The organism is Ruegeria sp. ABM4_193, from assembly GCF_056158705.1.
Genome location: NZ_JBSWTT010000001.1, coordinates 2,061,360 through 2,076,123, shown reverse-complemented (window position 1 = coordinate 2,076,123; position 14,764 = coordinate 2,061,360). Strand labels below are relative to the sequence as shown.

Genomic DNA, 14,764 nt, shown 5'->3' with positions numbered 1-14,764 from the left:
TCCCTTACGCTGACCAGATTTTGCAGAGAGTCGCTTTGGTCTCTTGCATCTGGGTCACGGAATCATAGCCATAGGTCTGGGCGGTGTTGGTACTTTCACCCAGCACATAGGGATCGGCGCCTTTCGGGTATTTCTCCCTTAGGTCTTCACCCTGGAAATGGCCACCAAAGTGGAACGGCATGAAGGCCACGCCGGCACCGACCCTGTTGGTCAGCATCGCCATCACCTTGACCTTGCCACCCTCAGGACCTTCGACCCAGACCTGTGATCCGTCACGAATACCAAGGTTGTTGGCATCGCGCGGATTGATCTCGACGAACATGTCCTGCTGAAGCTCGGCCAGCCACGGGTTGGACCGTGTCTCATCGCCGCCGCCTTCATATTCGACCAGACGACCTGACGTGAGGATTATCGGGTAATCCTTTGAAAAGTCGTTCTTTTGGATCGAAGCATAAAGGGTGGGTAGGCGATATGCTTGCCGGTCTTCGTAGGTCGGATAGTCCTCCACCAGATCGCGCCGGTTGGTATAGAGCGGCTCGCGGTGCAGTGGGATCGGATCCGGGAAGGTCCAAACAACCGCGCGGGCTTTGGCGTTCCCGAAGGGCGCACAGCCATGCTCGATCGCGACCCGCTGGATGCCGCCGGACAGGTCGGTTTTCCAGTTGGTCTCTGGTCCTGCAACGGCGTCGATGGCCGCGCGTTCCTCAGCCGTCAGATCACCGTCCCAGCCAAGATCCATCAGCATTTGCATCGTGAATTCAGGGTATCCATCCTGAATTTCCGATCCAACGCTATAGACCCCTTCGGCCAGCAGGTTATCGCCATCGCGTTCCACGCCAAAGCGTGCGCGGAAGGTCAGGCCACCTTCGGCCACCGGTTTGGACATGTCATAGAGGTTTGGTGTTCCCGTATGACCCATCTCCGGTGTACCCCAGCACGGCCAGGGCAGACCGTAGTATTCGCCGTCGTTGGGTCCACCAATGGCTTGCAGCGTGGTTCTGTCGAACGTGTGCTGGTTGGCCATATGGCTTTTCAAACGCTCTGGCGACTGACCGGTATATCCGATGGTCCAGAGACCCGCGTTGAACTCACGTGTGATGCTTTCAACATTGGGGGTTTCCGGATCGTCCATCTCGATATTGCGGAACAATCGATCCGCCCAGCCGAACTTGTTGGCGAACTTGGCCATGATGACCTCGTCCGGCAGGCTTTCGAACAGCGGTTCTACCACCTTGTCGCGCCATTGTAGCGACCGATTCGAGGCCGTGACCGAGCCACGGGTTTCGAACTGTGTACAGGCGGGAAGCAGGTAGACGCCATCGGTGCGGTCATGCAGCACGGCCGAGACGGTGGGATACGGGTCGATCACGACCAGCATGTCCAGCTTCTCCATCGCCGTCTTCATTTCCGTCATCCGGGTCTGCGAGTTGGGCGCATGGCCCCACAGAACCATGGCACGGACATTATTGTCCTGATCCATGTTGGCTGGGTCTTCCAGAACACCATCAATCCAGCGAGAGACCGGGATGCCACGTTCGTTCTGAAGCGGTTTATCCTTGCCTTCCTTGTCCTTGATCGTGGCAAACTGGCCTGCCAGCCATTCGGGATCTTCACCCCAGACACGGGCCCAGTGACCCCATGCACCCTTCGACAGGCCGTAATAGCCGGGCAGGGTGTGGGACAGAACACCAAGGTCCGTCGCGCCCTGCACGTTGTCATGGCCGCGGAAGATGTTGGTGCCACCACCCGAGGTGCCCATGTTGCCCAGAGCAAGCTGGAGCACGCAGTAAGCGCGGGTGTTGTTGTTGCCGTTGGTGTGCTGCGTACCACCCATACACCAGATCACGGTGCCGGGGCGGTTGTTGACCATCGTACGGGCAACGCGCTTGAGCTGCGAGCCGGGTACGCCGGTTACACGCTCGGTCTCTTCCGGATTCCAATTGGCAACTTCGGTACGGATCTGGTCCATACCCCAGACACGGGTGCGGATAAACTCTTTGTCCTCCCAACCGTTGTCGAAGATGTGCCACAGGATACCCCAGATCAGCGCAACGTCTGTGCCGGGACGGAACCGCACATATTCATCCGCATGCGCCGCGGTGCGCGTAAAGCGCGGGTCGCAGACGATCAGCGGTGCGTTGTTCTGCTCTTTCGCGCGCAGAACGTGCAGCAGCGAGACGGGGTGCGCCTCGGCCGGGTTGCCGCCGATGATGAAGATGGCCCGTGAGTTGTGGATGTCGTTATACGAATTGGTCATGGCGCCGTAGCCCCATGTATTCGCAACACCCGCAACAGTGGTAGAGTGGCAGATACGGGCCTGATGGTCCACGTTGTTCGTGCCCCAGTAGGCGGCGAACTTGCGGAACAGATAGGCCTGTTCGTTATTGTGCTTGGCCGAGCCCAGCCAGTACACGCTGTCCGGCCCGGATTCCTGACGGATGTTCATCATGCCGTCGCCGATCTCGTTGATCGCCTCTTCCCAGCTGATGCGCTTCCACTCGCCGCCTTCCTTTTTCATCGGATACTTGAGGCGGCGTTCGCCATGGGCATGCTCGCGGACTGCGGCCCCTTTGGCGCAATGTGCACCCAGGTTGAACGGGCTGTCCCAGCCGGGTTCCTGCCCGACCCAGACACCGTTCTGAACTTCGGCAACGACAGTACAGCCGACGGAACAGTGAGTGCATACGGATTTGATATTTTCAACGGCGGTGTTGGCCGCTGTTTGGGCGCTGGCAGGCGTCACGGTTCCACCCGTAGCGCTGATCGCGGCAAGGCCGCCGATCGTCAGGCCCGAGCCACGCAGGAATGCGCGGCGATCGACGGTTTTCTCGCCGACCTGGGACAGGATACTTGTCCGCTGGGGGCGTCTCGCAACCCCGTTGGTCTTTTTCCTAAGCATTTCTTTCCTCCCTTGCTGGCCATGAGGATCACGGCTGGCTTGGTAACTGCGAAACCGACGTCAGGGCCAATCGCAACCGTCAGTCGGGTAAGTGACATCGTCCGGCTGGTGCGCCGGGCGCAGTCGTGGCGGCTTAGAAGCGCGCGCTTTCCAGATAGGCGCGGGTATGCGCTGTATCTTGCATGCGGGTCTCGTCCGTCGGCAGCTCGGCTGCTTCGGCTTGACCGCTCAGGCTGGCGGCGGCAACGGCAGCAGGCGCTGCGGTTCCGGCCAGTTTCAGGAAGTCGCGGCGGGTTGCGCCTTCTTCCTTGGTCTTGCTCATGGGCTTCTCCTCTCCCATTTGCGATCTAGCGCCAATTCAGGCGCTGGCGAGTGGCGGGTTATGCCGCCGTCATTCGGAAGGCCTCGCGTTCGATTTCCATGAACACCCGACCGGCGGTGCCGACCGAGGCATAGAGAACCGACGCTTCGGCGGCTTCCAAATCCGAATATAAATGTGCGGCCCAGGGGCCGATATGTTTGTTCCAGAACGTTTTCTGGTCTTCTAACGTCGCCGGCGATCCGAAACGGCCAACGATCATGCCCGCCATCATCTCCATCAGTGAGGCAACGTTGTCTTCGGGTTCAAAAACGTTCTGCGCACGGGTGATCCCGCGTACAGCCATATCATTGCGCAATTGCGCCAAAGGTTTTTCGTTCAGGAACCCGGTCAGATAAAAACTGGCGTAAGGCAGCAACTCACCACGTCCCAAGCCAATGAACAGCGCGTTGAACTCGCGCTCGGCAGCAGCAGGTTTGGTGACCTTGGCGACGCGTGCCATCGCTTGAATGGCCTGGCCCAGATCGGTGTCATCTCCGCTTAGGCCGGCCATCTGGTCCAAAAGCAACTGATCTGGCGGGCCAGCCAGAAGCAGGCCCAGAAAGTTGTAGAAATCCGCGCGCAGCCGATCCTCGGCTGAGATATCCATATTTTGCGCGTTGCTTGCGGTCATTCGTTATCCTTCGAATTCAAATCTCATGCGGCGCGGGGCCGGGGGCATTTCGATTTCGTCCTCAACCTCGGTTTCTGCTTCTGTCTCTGCCACGACCGCCTCTTGAACAGGGGGAGTATCACTCGGGGGCTCTGCATTTGTCACCGGATCAGGTGTAGGCTCATCTTCAAGGGCGAACTCATCCTCAGGAGGGTCTTCAGCCGCCGCCAGGGCTTCGACATGGGCCAGCATACCCTTGCCAACCTGATACGCTGTTTGGAGGTTCTCGATCACACAGGCCGCGTCTGTGTAGTCCTCACCATAGTCGACCAGCCCGTCGACGTTGGCCAAAACTGGGTTTAGCCGCCACAAGCGCCGCAAGGCTCGGCGGCGCAGCCGGTCGGGTACAGCTTTGGCCATGAAACCCGATACATCATCTCCGGGCTGCAATGTGTCCGGGTCCGGCAGATCAAACTCGGCCAATAGCTCAGCATCGCTTTTTTCCTCAAGTTCAGCGTGCTGTGCAGCGATGGCCTGTTCTTCAGCCGCGACAACCTCAGCCTCGGCTTCAGCCTGCACGGCTGCCTTGCGTCGGGACCAGAAGTCGCGGACCTGGGTCATTGCACAACCCTCCGCGGCGCGCGGTAGACATCCGAGGTTTGCCTGATCCGTGGGTCGCCTTTGCCGTCCTCTACCAGATCGGTACGCTTTTTGTCCCGCCGACGCTTGATGAACACCTCGTCTTTATGATGCTGAAGGGTGAAATCCCGCACCCAGGCAATCAAGCCTTCGGTCATGGGGATTTTCTCGACAATTTCCTCGCCGGTGTCCGCATAGTCCTGCCCTTCAAACGGTGAGGCGGTGATGAGAACCGCGTTCAACGGAACGTCGCCCTGCAATTCGTCGCGCAACACCAGATAGAGAGAAGGCAGGCCGTCTGACAGATTGACCATGTAGGCTTCGGTCTCATCCGCCCAAAGTGTCAGGGGCAGGGTGGCTGCATGGTATTCAACCGCATCGCCCTCACGACGCAATTCCTGCCAATCAGCAGGGCCGGCGCCGGGCAATACGGCGACTGCACGCCAGTTCCAACGAGCCCAACGCGTGACCCCGGGCGTTTTGCGCACGATGACGCCAACCGGCATTTCGATCTGGCTTGCGGCCTTGGCCACTGGCTCCTCCCCGAAAGGCTCTCCCCTGCCTTTGCATGAACACTATGGTACACATTTCGCGCTTGTGCCAAGCCTGCGCTCTAGTACTTTGGTCGTAGGTTTGGTTCGCAACTGCGTGATTGAGGCCAAAAACACTTTTGTTTCCTTTGATTTTAGGTCCGAATGCAGGCTGGCAAACAGTTCGCGGCAGGGGGGTTGAAGTTGCCGTGCCCTGCGTACAGCCTAAGCTTCATGGGATCAGGAGAGCGTCCTGCGGGAGGGAAAATGGGCACCAAAATACTGCTATGCGACTGCGCTGGAACTCAGGTTTTGGATCCCGACAGGATCGAAAGCGCCTGTGGTGTCAGCTGCTCCAAGGTACACACGGCGCTTTGTACAACCCAACTGCAATCCGCGGTCGAGCTGATGCAGGAGGGAGCAACCACAATTGCCTGCCTGCAGGAACAAGAGGTGTTCCAGTCTCTGGCAGAAGATCTGAATATTGAAATGCCCGGCTTCTTTGATTTGCGCGACCGTGCGGGTTGGTCCGATCAGGGTGCAGATGCAACGCCTAAAATGGCGGCGCTGGCGGCTGAGGCGCAGTTACCGCAACCCGTGACGCCCAGCGTGGATGTCATAAGTGAAGGAACCTGTTTCATCATTGGTCCTGGCGCTGTGAGTTTTGATGTGGCTGAGAGGTTGGCCGGAACCTTGGCGGTGACCGTTCTGGCGACCGATCAGGCAGAGCCAATCTCGCGCGCGTATGACGTGATACGTGGGCAGGTGAAATCAGTATCCGGAGTGCTGGGCGGTTTTTCACTTCGTCTGGACGCGTTGCAACAGGTTCTACCGGGTGGGCGCGGTGCCTTCGCATGGACTGACTCGAAAGACGGGGCGCAATCCACATGTGACATTATCCTGGACCTTGCAGGTGGCACGCCGTTTGTGCAGGCCCCGGCCAAGCGTGAAGGGTATCTGCGCGCTGATCCAAAAGACGCGGTGGCTGTCGAACGTTTGGCTTTTGAGGCCGCACAGCTTGTTGGGACATTCGAAAAACCCTTGTACGTGCGGTTTGAAGAAACCCTCTGCGCCCATTCGCGGGCGGAACAAGTGGGCTGTTCAAACTGTCTGGATGTTTGCCCAACCGGTGCAATCACCCCAGCGGGTGAACATGTGAGCATCGACCCGATGGTATGTGCCGGATGCGGTGCGTGTGCCGCACTGTGTCCGTCGACGGCGATCACTTACGAGGATCCGACCGTTTCGGCGCTGTTGTCCCGGATGCACATCCTGGCGCGCACCTATCGACGAGCAGGAGGGGCCGCGCCCCGGTTGCTTGTTCACGATGCGCATGGGGCCGAGATGATCCGGCTGGCAGCGCGTTTTGGTCGCGGTTTACCTTCGAACGTTATCCCGCTGGAACTAAATGTAATATCAGGTTTCGGTCACGCCGAGATGTTGGCTGCTTTGGCGCATGGATTTGCCCGGGTCGACGTGTTGCTTGCACCCACGACGGAACGTGACGCGCTGGATCGTGAGGTAGCGTTGGCACATGCGATTGCCGGGTCAAATGTTATCGGGCTAATTGATGAGGCTGATCCGGATGTCATGGCTGATCTGCTCTATGGTCAAGACGTGCCGCTGCCGCTGGCCGATCCTGTTCTTCCGCTGGGCAACCGGCGGCAGATCACACGATTGGCCGCACAGGCGCTAAATCCGCAAGCCGAGGCTCCACTGGCTCTGCCCGAAAACGCGCCTTACGGGGCGGTGGCGGTGAACACCGACAGTTGCACCCTGTGCCTCAGCTGTGTGTCACTGTGCCCGTCGGGGGCTTTGATCGACAACCCGGACAAACCGCAACTCAACTTCCAGCAGGATGCCTGCCTGCAATGCGGAATGTGCAAGACGATCTGCCCAGAAGACGCGATTACTCTGGTACCGCAACTGGATCTGAGCGATGCTGCGCTGTCTCAACAGGTGCTCAACGAAGAAGAACCCTTTGCCTGTGTCGAATGCGGCGCATTGTTTGGGGTGAAATCTACGGTCGAGCGGATCATGGAGAAGCTTTCCGGCACGCATCCGATGTTTGCCAGCTCGGATCAGGCGCGGATGATCCAGATGTGTGACAATTGCCGGGTGAAAGTGCAGTTCGAACAGCAGGATAACCCGTTCCAGTCAAAGACCAAGCCGCGGGTCGTGACGACCGACGACTATTATTCGGACAGAAAGGATCATTGAAGCTGCAGCGGAGCCCCCAAATCTGCGGCTTTCATCCGCGAGACAAACGCAAGGATTGCGTCCAGATCGCCCAAGGTCATTTCAACGGGATGAATCGGAGAGGGGCGCTCGGGGTCAAAAGGCTGCGTCAGCCCGTCGATCTGTGTAAATGCGGGGTGGGGGTTGAGCGCAAAAAACGCCTCGAACCGTTCGGACCAATCCGGCATGGCGCGCAAGACGGCAAAGGAAGGGGTCGAACCCAGCCCGTTCATTCGGTTCTTGGGCCCGATCACATGACACCGTCCGCAATGGGTCATCGACAGTTCTTCGCCCAGCACGGTGTCGCCGTCGACGGCCTCGTCTGCCTGAGCGACATTCAGATCGAAGCTGACGGTAAAGACACCGCCTTGAGAGGGCGCAAAACTCTCGACGGTGCGCTTGCCGATATCCGAGAGCAGCCAGTCGCGAAATCGGGCCTGACGCTTTTCGTCTTCAATGCGCAGGTGATACACCACCCCGTCACGGGCAAAGACGGGATCACCTGGCGGCGCGGAATTAAGCACCATAACACCCGCATCGTCCGCAATAACGCGTATCCCGGTCTTGAGAGAGAAGCGAGGAAGAATATGTTGCAACAGACCCGAGTCTTTCACCTCGGCCGGGGCCGCAAGGCCAATCGCCTCCTGAGACAAGGAGGGGGTGGCAGAGAACGTCAGGCTCAGGCACAAGAGGACAAAGCGCATGGCTCAGCCTAACGGGGCAGGGCGCGGTGCGTCAAATAAACTGAAAGAGACGGAGACACATGCAATGAGCGGCGACCAGACAATGGTGATGCGCACGCCCCTGTCAGCAGGGCACATCGAAGGAAACAAGGCATGAGTGTTCGTGACGCGGTTCTGGCGAACCTGAAAAAGATCACCGACCCGGTATCCGGGCAGGATATTGTGAGCGCGGGCATCGTGCGTGCGCTGAACGTTGAAGGCGGCACAGTACGCTTTGTGCTGGAGATCGACCCAAAGCACGCGGAAAAGATGGAGCCCGTGCGCGCGACGGCCGAAAAAGCCGCGCAGATGGTTGACGGTGTGGCCAATGTGTCGGCGATGATGACCGCGCATTCCGACAAGGCTCCGCCAGATCTGAAGCCGAAACCCAAGCCCTCGCAAACCGGGCCGCAAGCGGTTCCGGGTGTTGATCGGATCATTGCGATCGCATCCGGGAAGGGTGGTGTCGGTAAGTCCACTGTCTCGGCTAACCTTGCCTGTGCGTTGGCGGCTGAAGGACGGCGCGTCGGTCTGCTGGACGCGGATGTTTACGGTCCGTCGCAGCCCCGGATGCTGGGTGTATCCGGTCGCCCGGCCAGCCCTGATGGCAAGACCATCCTGCCTTTGCGCAATCACGGCGTGACCATGATGTCCATGGGGCTGATGACCAACGAAGGTCAGGCTGTAGTCTGGCGTGGACCCATGTTGATGGGCGCATTGCAACAGATGATGGGGCAGGTGCAGTGGGGCGCGTTGGACGTTCTGATCGTCGACCTACCACCGGGAACGGGCGATGTGCAGTTGACGCTGAGCCAGAAGTTCCAGGTGGACGGTGCCATCGTGGTTTCGACCCCGCAGGACGTGGCCTTGATCGACGCCCGCAAGGGGATTGATATGTTCAATCAGCTCAAAACCCCGATCGTGGGCATGATCGAAAACATGTCCACTCATATCTGCTCGAATTGCGGTCACGAAGAACATGTGTTTGGTCATGGCGGTGTCGCGTCCGAGGCGGAATCGCTGGGTGTACCGCTGCTGGGTGAGATCCCGCTGCATCTGGACATCCGCGTGGCCGCTGACGGAGGCGCGCCTATCGTGGTCAGCAAGCCCGATAGTCCGCAGGCCGAGTCGTTTCGCAAGATCGCACGCGACCTGATCTCGAACGGTTTCGCATGAGCCAGCCGGTCTTTCCCCCTTTGTTGACGGGTCACCCGGTTCAGGGTGGGGAAGACCCGTTTGACAGGGCGCAGGCTATGGCCGCGCTGGGATGCGACGCGGGAACGGTCGTTTACAACGTTCAGGCCGACCGTCTGCGCGTTGCCATCGTCTTTGCGCCTGAAGTGCCGCTTCAGGACGCAATGGCGATGTTGCCGCTGTGCGCTGTGGGATTTCAGAATGCGCTGGGCGCTCTGGCCCCGCCAGAGGTTGCTGTGCATCTGGGGTGGAATGGTTTGATTTGTGTGAACGGTGCGAAATGCGGGATGTTCCGGGTTGCTGCGTCTAGTACATCGCCCGATCAGGAACCTGACTGGCTAATTGTTGGATGGGAATTGGCGCTGTTGCAAACCAGCGAAGCACCGGGCGCAACACCGGAAGTCACCGCGCTTTATGAAGAGGGGTGTGCTGATGTTTCCGCAAGCCAGTTGGTAGAAAGCTGGTCGCGTCATACGCTGACTTGGCTGAACCGCTGGCAGGAAGATGGCAACGCACCGCTGCATGCCGAATGGATGGGCTTGCTGCGCGGCGTCGGTGATCCATTTGACGATGGCGGAGTTTTTCTGGGCACCGACGAGCGGTTTGGAATGCTGATCCGGGACGGGTCTGATACGCGCCTGCGTCCCCTGACCGACGTTTTGGAGAACGGATGATGAAACTGGCCCGCGCAATCCATTTCGACGAAAGTGATATGAACGTGTTTCATTCTCCGGCGCGAACCGGAGAGTGGTGTGTGTCTGGCGGGTTCGAGTTTTCGAACTGGAGCGACGCCGATCTTGAGGGCAAGGCACGGCAAGCTTTCGCAAATGGCTGGTTGGGTCTGGAAACCTTTGGTCGTGTGACGTTTGTAGCGGTGACGCAGATCGAACCGGCAGAGAAAGATCAGATCACGCGCAATCTGGCCGAACATTTTGTGCAATTCTATGGCGCGCCTTCGGTCGAGGCGGCAATGGGCGTCGCACAATCCGAAGTCGAGCACATGTCTGACCTGTGCGAAGACCATGCCGCCAATACGCTGCTGACCGTGGCCCGTGAGTTGAGTGAGGCGGGCGTGCACGAAAGCTATCGCGTCATTACGCCCCAAGATGCTCAGCTTGAGGCGCTGGCCGTGCATGGATCTCTGGATGACTAGATCAGATCGACAAATCCGCCGAACTGGCCGCGTTTGAAGATCAAGCCTTTGCCGGTGCGGTACATCACCTGTTCCACTTGACCGACAATTATCAGGTGATCGCCAGCGTCGTGCCGTGCGTGCAGACGGCAGTCAAACCGCGCCAGACATTGGTTCAATTGCGGGCGACCGGTCTCGTCCTCGGTCCAATCTGCATGAGAGAAATCCGTACCGTCACGCGCAAATCGCAGCGCCTGCTCTTGTTGATCCTGTGCCATCACATGAATCGAATAGTGTTCGCAGCTGCTGAAAGCGCTGAAACGGAACAATTCCTTGGCCAGACACCACAACACCAGCGGGGGGTCCAATGAGACCGAGGCAAAAGAATTCACGGTGATCGCGCGCGGTCCACCTTCGGTTTGCGTGGTGATCACGGTGACGCCGGTGCCAAAGCACCCCAATGCCTCGCGAAAGGCAGGGCTTTGATCCGGGGTTGGTGTGAAGGTCTTTTCCGTCATTACGCGCGTCTTCCTTGGCCGCGCATCAGGTGCCACGCGTGGCTCGGTTTGTCTATGAAAAGCTGACTGTTGCTTGCAATTTAAACTGTCAGTTCAGGTCTTCCAGCAAACGCCCGTGTTTTCGGGTTTCCATTATGACTTCGCCAAAGGTGGTAAAACCACGCGCCTGTAGGATCGGCAGCATCTTGATCAGCGCTTCTGCCGTGGCAACCGCATCGCCGAGCGCCGTATGGCGCAGCGCCTCGGGGATCGTGATTTCCAGCCGTTCGCACAGCGCGTCCAGCGTATGCGTGTCGCTGGCTCCGAACAGAACGGCAGACAGCAAAACGGTGTCGAGGATCGGGTGATCCCACTCGACTTCCATGCGCTGAGCGTGACGACGCAGGAACGCCATGTCGAAGGGCGCGTTATGCGCCACGATCACGGCATCGCGTGCAAATTGGTGAAATACGCGTCCGGCCTCGGTGATGTCGGGTGCTCCCTGAACCATACGGTCACTGACCTTGTGCACTTTGGTCGACGCAGGTGGTATCGGAATGCCCGGATCCACCAGCATGTCCAGATGCTCGCCCTGAACGATCCTGCCGTTCAGTACGCGCACCGCGCCGATCTGTACGATTTCATCTTTGTGCGGCAACAGCCCGGTTGTTTCCGTATCGAAGACCACGAAACACAGGTCGGACAAGGTGCGATTCTCGAACGCTTCGTCGCCCGGTGTGTCGAGAAGTTCGAAATCGTAAACCAGCGGGCGTGCTTCGTCCGGGGAAATCTGGGCGGCGCTGTCTTCGAAGACCAACATATAACCGGGCGCGTCCCCAAGCGGTTTCATCCGGGCGGAATAGGTCTGTCGGCCATCCACACTGGATAGGGTGCAATAAACGTCCTTGCCGGTTTTGCAAAGTTTGGCATAGGCGTCCGTGAGGCCCGTGGTTTCGAGGTATTCAAAAAGTGAGGCATTCAGGCGGGGATGTGCGATCTGGGCCAACACCTCGGCGGCCTGACCGTCGTACAACACGATCTGATGCTTGGGGCTGGCCAGCAGCATGGCGACCGGGATTTCCGTCAACAGAGCGGTGAGGCGTTGTTTTTCAGCCGCCAAATGAGCGGTTTCTGTAGCCACAGCTTCGGCAGTCCGCATCGCATTTGACGCCACCTGTTCCGCCAGCCCGGCTGCAGCCGGGGCTAGATCGCCGAGATAACGCGCCGCTTGCATGTCCAGATCCGTGCTGACCCCGGCATGTGCGCGTGCGCGCAATTGGGCCGAAAGGCGTTCGATTGGCTTGGCAACATTGTCGTCAAACAACAGCCATACGCCGGCAATCAGAGCCAGCAAGCCGAACGTGATCAGGATTTCGGTAAAAATGAAAGCGTCCAGAAGTTCGGGGTTCTCGGCGCGGGCATAGGTGATCCAAAGGGCGATTGCGCTGATCGCAATTCCCCCCAACGCCAGCAAACAGAAGAACAGAAAAATCCTGAGCCTCAGGCTCAATTTGGTGAGCATGATCAGACCCCGCAGGTGGTCTCGATAATCGGATCGGTGCCCTCAGCCCGGTACCAGCTTGCGTTGATCAGGCGACCGTCGTCGGCAAATTCCGCCCCGTCTACAAGGTTGGCGCGACTGTTTTCGGCACAATTGACGGCAACAGGTAAATGCGTGACAGGAGCCCAACGCCCGAACAGATACAGGTCGACCAGCCGTTGATCGGGAACCTGATCATTGGTTCGGACCGATTGTGTGTCGATGGCCGAGAAACGGTCTACAAAAGGCACGGCATAGGTCCAGGGACGATAGAAGGCGCGGCTTTCAATCTCGTGCACAATGGCCATTTCGTCAGGCAGTTGATCGCGGGTGCGGTCGTACCAGGAATACTCGCTGGCAATGGTCATGCCGATCATGCCCAGACCTGCCGCAACCGGGGTGGTCCATTTTGGCAAGCGCCCACCGGTCAGCTTGTTCAGCACAAGCACGACGCCCGCAAACGCGAAGCCCGCAAAGATAGTGCCGATCAATTCCAGAAACATGGGGTCTCTCCGTACTTGGGGGTCTTAGCCCAGCATACCTTTGCCGTGGCCAACCGCCGATTGCATCGTTTTTACCACAACAAACGCATCGCGTAGATGACTTCGCTCAAAGTCCGAAAGATCGGATGGGGGCAGATAATTGTCGGGTTTTTCACCTGATTTGACCAGCCGAACCTGATGCTCCAGCCGGGTTTCAGCGATCAGGTCATATGCGTCCAGCAGATCCCGCGCGCCAGACGGGCTAAGGACACCGCTGGCCTCGGCCGCTTTCAGGCGGGCCCGCGTGTTGGCCTCGGGTAACTCACCCTGCAGTGCGTAGATCCGTGCCAGATCAACGATTGGGACGACCCCGTTGTGTTTAAGATCCAGTGTGTTGCGATGTTCGCCCGAGCGGATCGTCGCAAATCCGCGCAGTAGACCCAGAGGGGGCGTATGTTTCAACGAGTTCGAAATCATGTGCGCGACAAAGATCGAGTTTGCTCTGGCGGCTGCAAGAGTGTCGGCCTGCAGGTCGGCAAACAACTCAAACGTGCCGCCGATGGGGCGCAGGTCGAACATGACCGACGCCAGCATTTGCGCTTCGGGGCTTGGCTTGGCGATCCAGCCCTTGAAATAGTCGCGCCAGACGCGCACCGGCTGGCACCAGCGCGGATTGGTCGCCATCATGTCGCCGGGACAGTAGAAATACCCGCAAACGTCTAACCCGTCCGAGACGAATTTGGCCAGTTGCGTGAAATAGGCCATGTCTGCATCGGTTACGCTGTCATCCAGCATCAGACAATTGTCCTGATCCGATACGCCCGTTTGTTCCTGCCGCCCCTGAGACCCACATGCAAGCCACAGATAGGGCACCGGAGCTGGGCCAAGTTCCGCTTCACCGAGTGCCAGCAGGCGGCGCGTGACCGTATCCGCGATATCAGTGATCAGACGCGTGACAATTTCGTGCCGGTTTCCGCCAGCAACCAGTTGCACAAGAAGCTGCGGGATTTCTTCGGTCACGCGTGCCATTTCTTCGGCGGTGTCAGCCTGCGCGATACGGCGTACCAGTTCTGCCGAGTTTACCGCCTGATAGTGGGTCAGATCGGTCTGGGTCACGATCCCGACCAAACGACCAGCTTCGGAAATCGGGATATGGCCGATGCCTCGCTCCATCATGATGTGTAGCACATCCGATCCGATATCGCTGGGCGACAATGTAACCGGGTTTGCGGTCATGATTTCAGAAATGGGCGTAGAGGCAGGCAGGCCGTCTGCAACGTATTTGCCCGAGATGTCCCGCAGGGTCGCAATGCCCTGCAAACTTTCACCGTCCGTGATGCAAAGCGACGAGATATGTTTGTCGCGCATGATCCGCGCGGCATCCTGAACTGACGTGTCAGCGGGGCAGGTGGCCGGATTATGCGCCATCAGCACATCAATCGAGCTTGTGGCCAGGCTTTGCGGACCACTGCGGTCGCCACGTGTGCGGTCAAAGAACTTTGCCACTACGTCGTGGTTATCGATCAAACTCCGCACCAGATCCGGTGGTAGAACCATCAGAACTGACGGCGTATGCGCGCGGGCTTTGGTGGCGGCTCTGCCGTCTTTCAGCAAGCCCCTTTCGCCAAAAGAATTGCGCAGACCCAGATGAGAGACGATGGCACCGTTCTCATCGGTAATTTCGACCTGTCCTTCATAGATCACGAACACCCCGGGTAACTTGTGGCCCAGCTCGTAGACTGAGGCGTCTTCCTCAATTTCCCAGACCTCGATCTGTTTGACGATCTGATCCAGGGCGTCGGCAGGCAACGCGTCATAGGGGTGAACGGATTTCAGAAACCGGGCTATTTCGTCATGGGACAGGGGCATGTGTTGTCTCCGGTGTTCTGGTTAAAAAATCCCGCCCAGTGATGTGCTGGG

The 14,764-nt window shown here is 58.7% G+C and carries 15 protein-coding genes; 5 read left to right on the top strand and 10 right to left on the bottom strand.

Translation table 11 applies throughout. The features are described from left to right. Window positions 1-4 precede the first annotated feature (4 nt). The 5 genes from ACXADZ_RS10355 to ACXADZ_RS10335 form a co-directional block, all read right to left on the bottom strand. Window positions 5-2,899 carry a formate dehydrogenase subunit alpha gene (locus ACXADZ_RS10355; protein WP_475195973.1) on the bottom strand — a complete coding sequence of 965 codons (2,895 nt, stop codon included), beginning with the start codon at window positions 2,897-2,899 and terminating at the stop codon, window positions 5-7. A gap of 133 nt (window positions 2,900-3,032) precedes the next feature. Next, complete coding sequence (locus tag ACXADZ_RS10350) at window positions 3,033-3,221, bottom strand: ubiquinol-cytochrome c reductase iron-sulfur subunit N-terminal domain-containing protein (RefSeq protein WP_170376587.1); 189 nt, start codon at window positions 3,219-3,221, stop codon at window positions 3,033-3,035. Between the two features lie 58 nt (window positions 3,222-3,279). Next, a complete protein-coding gene (locus tag ACXADZ_RS10345) occupies window positions 3,280-3,891 on the bottom strand; it encodes a TorD/DmsD family molecular chaperone (protein ID WP_475195969.1) in 612 nt (203 codons plus the stop codon). A 3-nt stretch (window positions 3,892-3,894) separates the two neighbouring features. Then, window positions 3,895-4,491, bottom strand: coding sequence for a DUF3306 domain-containing protein (locus ACXADZ_RS10340; protein ID WP_475195964.1), 597 nt, complete (start codon window positions 4,489-4,491; stop codon window positions 3,895-3,897). After that, a complete protein-coding gene (locus ACXADZ_RS10335; RefSeq protein WP_171089515.1) occupies window positions 4,488-5,042 on the bottom strand; it encodes a DUF3305 domain-containing protein in 555 nt (184 codons plus the stop codon). Before ACXADZ_RS10335 ends, ACXADZ_RS10340 begins: the two co-directional genes overlap by 4 nt. A 264-nt stretch (window positions 5,043-5,306) precedes the next feature. On the opposite strand from ACXADZ_RS10335, the gene ACXADZ_RS10330 reads away from it, so the two are divergent. After that, complete coding sequence (locus tag ACXADZ_RS10330) at window positions 5,307-7,259, top strand: 4Fe-4S binding protein (RefSeq protein WP_475195961.1); 1,953 nt, start codon at window positions 5,307-5,309, stop codon at window positions 7,257-7,259. On the opposite strand, the gene ACXADZ_RS10325 is transcribed toward ACXADZ_RS10330, so the two are convergent. Continuing rightward, a complete protein-coding gene (locus ACXADZ_RS10325) occupies window positions 7,253-7,981 on the bottom strand; it encodes a hypothetical protein (RefSeq protein WP_475195959.1) in 729 nt (242 codons plus the stop codon). The genes ACXADZ_RS10330 and ACXADZ_RS10325 overlap by 7 nt on opposite strands. Here ACXADZ_RS10325 and ACXADZ_RS10320 point away from each other — a divergent pair. From ACXADZ_RS10320 to ACXADZ_RS10305, 4 genes are read left to right on the top strand one after another with little or no spacing between them, the layout of a single operon-like run. Beyond that, window positions 7,980-8,117, top strand: coding sequence for a hypothetical protein (locus tag ACXADZ_RS10320; protein WP_171182819.1), 138 nt, complete (start codon window positions 7,980-7,982; stop codon window positions 8,115-8,117). The two genes, ACXADZ_RS10325 and ACXADZ_RS10320, sit on opposite strands and share 2 nt — an antisense overlap. Continuing rightward, on the top strand, window positions 8,114-9,175 hold the full coding sequence (locus tag ACXADZ_RS10315) for an Mrp/NBP35 family ATP-binding protein (protein ID WP_475195957.1): 1,062 nt from the start codon (window positions 8,114-8,116) through the stop codon (window positions 9,173-9,175). The genes ACXADZ_RS10320 and ACXADZ_RS10315 overlap by 4 nt, the downstream gene beginning before the upstream one ends. After that, complete coding sequence (locus ACXADZ_RS10310; protein WP_475195955.1) at window positions 9,172-9,867, top strand: biotin/lipoate--protein ligase family protein; 696 nt, start codon at window positions 9,172-9,174, stop codon at window positions 9,865-9,867. Before ACXADZ_RS10315 ends, ACXADZ_RS10310 begins: the two co-directional genes overlap by 4 nt. Continuing rightward, window positions 9,867-10,346 (top strand): DUF6505 family protein, encoded by a 480-nt coding sequence (locus ACXADZ_RS10305; RefSeq protein WP_171089527.1) that lies wholly within the window; start codon window positions 9,867-9,869, stop codon window positions 10,344-10,346. The genes ACXADZ_RS10310 and ACXADZ_RS10305 overlap by 1 nt, the downstream gene beginning before the upstream one ends. On the opposite strand, the gene ACXADZ_RS10300 is transcribed toward ACXADZ_RS10305, so the two are convergent. The 4 genes from ACXADZ_RS10300 to ACXADZ_RS10285 form a co-directional block, all read right to left on the bottom strand. Continuing rightward, entirely contained in the window at window positions 10,343-10,843 is a 501-nt protein-coding gene (locus ACXADZ_RS10300; protein WP_475195952.1) for a flavin reductase family protein, read from the bottom strand. The two genes, ACXADZ_RS10305 and ACXADZ_RS10300, sit on opposite strands and share 4 nt — an antisense overlap. Before the next feature lie 88 nt (window positions 10,844-10,931). Continuing rightward, window positions 10,932-12,344, bottom strand: coding sequence for a 3'-5' exonuclease (locus tag ACXADZ_RS10295; RefSeq protein WP_475195945.1), 1,413 nt, complete (start codon window positions 12,342-12,344; stop codon window positions 10,932-10,934). A 2-nt stretch (window positions 12,345-12,346) separates the two neighbouring features. After that, window positions 12,347-12,865: a hypothetical protein gene (locus ACXADZ_RS10290; protein ID WP_171089533.1), complete on the bottom strand. Its 519-nt coding sequence runs from the start codon at window positions 12,863-12,865 to the stop codon at window positions 12,347-12,349. A 24-nt stretch (window positions 12,866-12,889) separates the two neighbouring features. Then, entirely contained in the window at window positions 12,890-14,713 is a 1,824-nt protein-coding gene (locus ACXADZ_RS10285) for a putative nucleotidyltransferase substrate binding domain-containing protein (RefSeq protein ID WP_475195941.1), read from the bottom strand. Window positions 14,714-14,764 lie beyond the last annotated feature (51 nt).

Coding starts and splice junctions, on each gene's coding strand:
- ACXADZ_RS10355 (WP_475195973.1), bottom strand. CDS start 2,899: ATGCTTAGGAAAAAGACCAACGGGGTTGCGAGACGCCCCCAGCGGACA.
- ACXADZ_RS10350 (WP_170376587.1), bottom strand. CDS start 3,221: ATGAGCAAGACCAAGGAAGAAGGCGCAACCCGCCGCGACTTCCTGAAA.
- ACXADZ_RS10345 (WP_475195969.1), bottom strand. CDS start 3,891: ATGACCGCAAGCAACGCGCAAAATATGGATATCTCAGCCGAGGATCGG.
- ACXADZ_RS10340 (WP_475195964.1), bottom strand. CDS start 4,491: ATGACCCAGGTCCGCGACTTCTGGTCCCGACGCAAGGCAGCCGTGCAG.
- ACXADZ_RS10330 (WP_475195961.1), top strand. CDS start 5,307: ATGGGCACCAAAATACTGCTATGCGACTGCGCTGGAACTCAGGTTTTG.
- ACXADZ_RS10320 (WP_171182819.1), top strand. CDS start 7,980: ATGGCTCAGCCTAACGGGGCAGGGCGCGGTGCGTCAAATAAACTGAAA.
- ACXADZ_RS10325 (WP_475195959.1), bottom strand. CDS start 7,981: ATGCGCTTTGTCCTCTTGTGCCTGAGCCTGACGTTCTCTGCCACCCCC.
- ACXADZ_RS10315 (WP_475195957.1), top strand. CDS start 8,114: ATGAGTGTTCGTGACGCGGTTCTGGCGAACCTGAAAAAGATCACCGAC.
- ACXADZ_RS10310 (WP_475195955.1), top strand. CDS start 9,172: ATGAGCCAGCCGGTCTTTCCCCCTTTGTTGACGGGTCACCCGGTTCAG.
- ACXADZ_RS10305 (WP_171089527.1), top strand. CDS start 9,867: ATGAAACTGGCCCGCGCAATCCATTTCGACGAAAGTGATATGAACGTG.
- ACXADZ_RS10300 (WP_475195952.1), bottom strand. CDS start 10,843: ATGACGGAAAAGACCTTCACACCAACCCCGGATCAAAGCCCTGCCTTT.
- ACXADZ_RS10295 (WP_475195945.1), bottom strand. CDS start 12,344: ATGCTCACCAAATTGAGCCTGAGGCTCAGGATTTTTCTGTTCTTCTGT.
- ACXADZ_RS10290 (WP_171089533.1), bottom strand. CDS start 12,865: ATGTTTCTGGAATTGATCGGCACTATCTTTGCGGGCTTCGCGTTTGCG.
- ACXADZ_RS10285 (WP_475195941.1), bottom strand. CDS start 14,713: ATGCCCCTGTCCCATGACGAAATAGCCCGGTTTCTGAAATCCGTTCAC.